Below are 4,427 nucleotides of genomic sequence, written 5' to 3' on the forward strand. Positions count from 1 at the left end.
CCGCGGCCGCGACCGGCAGTTTGTTGCCCGAAGAACCGCCACCGGCAGGCGCTGCGGTCGCGGCCGCCGCTGCAGCAGGCGGCGTCGCGGTGGCCAGATCGGCTTGCGCCGGCGCCCACGGCGCGGCGGACGCGGCCGCCACCTGGGTGCTCGCGCCGAAGGTGTAGCGCAAGCCGGCCTGGACCGAGTGGGCCTGATCGTCGCCGCTCAAGTCCGCGCGGTATTCCACGAAGCCGGTGGCGGCGGGCGTGAACGCATAGGTCAGGCCCGCGCCCGCGTTGATCCGGTTGCGGTCCGGCGAGAAGCCGGTGATCGCGAACCCGGGCACCTGCGCCGCGGCGAAGTGGTTCTGGGTGCGCGGCGCGTCGTCGGTCAGATCGTGCAGATAGCGGATGTCGAAGGTCGGACGCAGGCGCCCGGCCTTGCCGACGAAACGCACGCCCGCGCCGAGCGTGGTGGTGCGGTAGTCCTTGCCCTCCACGCGCAGGTTGGCGGGGCCTGCGCCGGTCTCGGTCACATCGTCCAGGCTCAGGCGGCTGTGGTAGACGCCGACCAGCGGCTCGATGCTCGCGCTCGGCGTTTCGAAACGCCAGCCCGCTTCGGCCATCGCGTACCAGCCGTCGGCATCGGCGTCGGCCCGGGCGGTGCGGTCGAACACGCCGACGTGGACCGGACGGGTGACATCGAAGCTGCTCTTGGCGTAACCGGCCGCGCCTTGCACCCACGGACCGCCGTCGGGCCGCGGCGCGTAGCTGAAGTGGACGCCGAGGTACCACTGGTCGCCGTCCGCGCGGTCGCCGCGGCGCGGCACGTCGAAGTCCGACCTGGCCATGCCGAGATGGCCGCCGGCGCGGAAGCCTTCGCCGAACGGCGCGTCCGCGCCGACGGTCAGGCCCCACAGGTTGTTGTCGATGTCGGCCAGCGTGCCGTTGCCCTGGAACGCGGCGTCGCCGCCGAAGCCGGTGGCCCACGCGGTGAAGCCGGCGCCGGCGCGCTCGGTGCGGCCGACGTCGAGTTGCTGGCCGACGCTGCGCTGCAGGCGTTCGGCGCCGTAACGCGAGGCGCTGAGCAAGGAGCCGTAGGTTTCGCCGGTCAGCGTGTCGAACATCGGCACCGCCTGCGCCGCGGTGACGCCGCGCGCGGCCGCGACGAGCTGCTCGACCGCGGGGTTGCCGCTGTCGGCCAGGGCCTGCAGCGCGTTGGCGACCGACTGCTGGTTGGCCGGCAGTCCCGGGAACTCGTTGAAGCGGTTGGCCTCCTCCAGGCGCAGGAACACGTCGTTGCCTTGGGTGAACAAGCTCGCGGCCAGGAACGGCAGCGCGTTCTGGGTGACCGCGGAGAAGCCGCTGCCGCTCAGGCTTTGCGCGTCGAGGATGCGGTAGTCGGTGATGTCGGCGTAGGCGCCGGCTTGCGGCACCGCCACCACGGTGCCGCCGTTGAGCGCGGCGGCGCCGGCGACGATCACGCTGTCGCTGGCGCCGGCGCCGGTCTGGCGCAGGATCAGGCTCGAGCCCGGCGCGCTGGCGAAACTGCCGACGTTCAAGCTCGCGCCGGCCGCGCCGGTGCCGGCCGCGGCGCCGGTCGCGCCCGGAAGGCCGCTCGGCGCCAGCGTTCCGGCCAGCGTCAGGGCGCCGCCGATGCTGCCGTCGCCGACCAGGCTGCCGCCCGGCGCGACCGTGGCGTTGCCGGCGAGGGTTCCGTCGATCACGAGCGTGCCGCTGCCCGCGCCGGCGTCGCCGATGGAGGTGGCGAGGAAGTTGGCGGTGGTTGCGCCGGGCACGACCAGCGTTCCCGGGCCGACCAGGCTCAGGTTCTCGAAGCCCGCGAACGCGTTGCTGTTCAGCACGCCCTGCCCGCTTCCGCTCAGCGACAGCAGGTCGGTGCCGCCCTGCCCGTCGACCCGGCCCGTCACGCCGGCCAGTCCGGCCAGGGAACTCTTGAACACGTCGTTGCCGGCGCCGAGGTTGACGGTGCCGGCGATGGCGCCCGACGGAGACAGGGTCAGCACGTCGTCGGACGCGCCGAAGTTCGCGGTCGTGCCGGCGGCGCTGGCGATGCCCGCAGTCACGCCGTCGACCACGTTGAGGGTTCCGCCGCGCAGGTCGAAGCCGCCGCTGAAGCCGGACATTTCGCCGGTCAGCGCGACTGCGGCGGCGCCGTCCTTGAGCAAGGTGCCGCTGCCGCCGACCGCGCCGCTGAGCGTGAACGGGTTGGCGCCGCCGAGCGTCAGCGCGGCCGCGGGGCTCACCTCGATCGCGTTGCCCACGTTCAAACCGGCGACGCCGGCCTGCAGCGCGCCGCCGTTGCCGCCGACTTGCAGCGTGCCGGTGCCCAGCGCGGTGTTGCTGCCAAGGTTGACGTTGCCGCCGAGCAGATCGAGCCCGCCGGTGAAGCTGTTGTTGCCGCTCAGCGTGACCGCGGCCGGCCCCTTCAGGCTGAGACCGCCGCTGCCGCCGATGTCGCCGGTCAGCGACAGCGGCGCGGCATTGGCGAGCGAGAGATCGCCGTTCAACGCGAACGCATTGCCCAGGCTGGCGCCGCTGAGCGAACCCAGGTTGGCATCGCCGGTCACCGTCACCGCGCCGGTGCCCAACGCGCCATCGCGATTGGCGACGACCGTGGAGCCCGCGCCCAGTTGCACTGCGCCGCTGAAGCCGCTGTTGTCGCCGCCCAGGCTCAATGCGCCGGTGCCGCCGACGTTGAGGCCGCCCGCGCCGCTGAGCTGGCCGTTGAGCCCGAGGTTGCCGCTGCCGCCGAAGCTGAGACCGGCGTTCACCGCGACGTTGTTGCTCACCGCCACGTTGCCGGACGAAGCCAGCGTGGCTGCGCCGTCGACCGCCAAGGCGCCGGTGCCGAGCGCGGTGTTGCTGGCCAAGGTCAGGGTGCCGCCGAGCAGGTCGACGCCGCCGCCGAAGCTGTTGTTGCCGGCGAGCGTGAGGCCGGCCGGGCCGGCGACGCTCAGGCCGCCCGCGCCGCCGATCGCGCCCGCCAGCGTCAGGTCGTTGCCGCCGCCGATGCCGAGCGACGCGCCGGCGCCGAGGTCGATCGCGTTGCCGACGTTCAGGCCGGCCACGCCGGCGCTGAGGTCGCCGCCCAGGCCCGACACGTTCAATGCGCCTGTGCCCAGCGCAGCCGCGTTGCCGAGGCTCAGGCTGCCGCCGCCGCTCAAGCCCACGCCGCCGCCGAAGCCGTTCGCGCCGTTGAGCGCGAGCGTGCCGGTGCCGTTGAAGTTGAGGCCGCCTGCGCCGTTGATCGCGCCCGACAGCGCCAGGTCGTTGCCGCCGCCGAGGCCGAGCGATGCGCCGGCGCCGAGGTTGACCGCGTTGCCCAGGTTCAGGCCGGACACGCTGGTCGCCAGATTGCCGCCCAGGCCCGACACGTTCAGTGCGCCGCTGCCCAGCGCGCCGGCGTTGCCGAGGCTCAGGCTGCCGCCGCCGCTCAAGCCGACGCCGCCGCCGAAGCTGTTGGCGCCGCTGAGGCTCAAGGTGCCGGTGCCGCCGAAGTTCAGGCCGCCGACGCCGCCGATGGCGCCCGACAACGACAGGTCGTTGGCGCCGCCGATGCCCAGCGCCGCACCGGCGCCGAGGTTGATCGCGTTGCCGAGATTCAGGCCCGGCACAGCGGCGCTCAGGTTGCCGCCGAGGCCCGACACGTTCAACGCGCCCGTGCCCAAGGCACCGGCGTTACCGAGACTCAGGTTGCCGCCGCCGCTGAGGCCGAGGCCGCCGCCGAAGGTGTTGGCGCCGTTGAGCGCGAGCGTGCCGGTGCCGCCGAAGTTCAACCCGCCGGCGCCGCCGACGATGCCGGACAGCGACAGGTCGTTCGCGCCGCCGATGCCCAGCGCCGCGCCGGCGCCGAGGTTGATCGCATTGCCGAGGTTCAAACCCGGCAGACCGGCGCTCAGGGTGCCGCCCAGGCCCGACACGTTCAACGCGCCGGTGCCCAGCGCCGCCGCGTTGCCGAGACTCAGGCCGCCGCCGCCGCTGAGGCCGAGGCCGCCGCCGAAGGTGTTCGCGCCGTTGAGCGCGAGGGTGCCGGTGCCGCCGAAGTTCAAACCGCCGGCGCCGCCGACGATGCCGGACAACGCCAGGTCGTTCGCGCCGCCGATGCCGAGCGCCGCACCCGCGCCGAGGTTGATCGCATTGCCGAGGTTCAGGCCGGAAACGCCGGCGCTGAGGTTGCCGCCCAGGCCCGACACGTTCAACGCGCCGGTGCCCAACGCTGCCGCATTGCCGAGGCTCAGGTTGCCGCCGCCGCTGAGGCCGAGGCCGCCGCCGAACGTGTTCGCGCCGTTGAGCGCGAGCGTGCCGGTGCCGTTGAAGTTCAGACCGCCTGCCCCACCGATGGAGCCCGACAGCGACAGATCGTTGCCGCCGCCGATGCCGAGCGATGCGCCGGCGCCGAGGTTGATCGCGTTGCCGAGGTTC

The 4,427-nt window shown here is 73.8% G+C and carries 1 protein-coding gene; it reads right to left on the reverse strand.

Going from position 1 to position 4,427, the window contains the following annotated elements; all coding sequences use genetic code 11:
• The coding region (locus tag A7A76_RS17450) for an autotransporter outer membrane beta-barrel domain-containing protein (RefSeq protein WP_206412398.1) at window positions 1-4,427 on the reverse strand (4,427 nt) is incomplete at both ends.

This window comes from Lysobacter enzymogenes (assembly GCF_017168095.1).
Lineage (GTDB): Bacteria > Pseudomonadota > Gammaproteobacteria > Xanthomonadales > Xanthomonadaceae > Lysobacter > Lysobacter enzymogenes_D.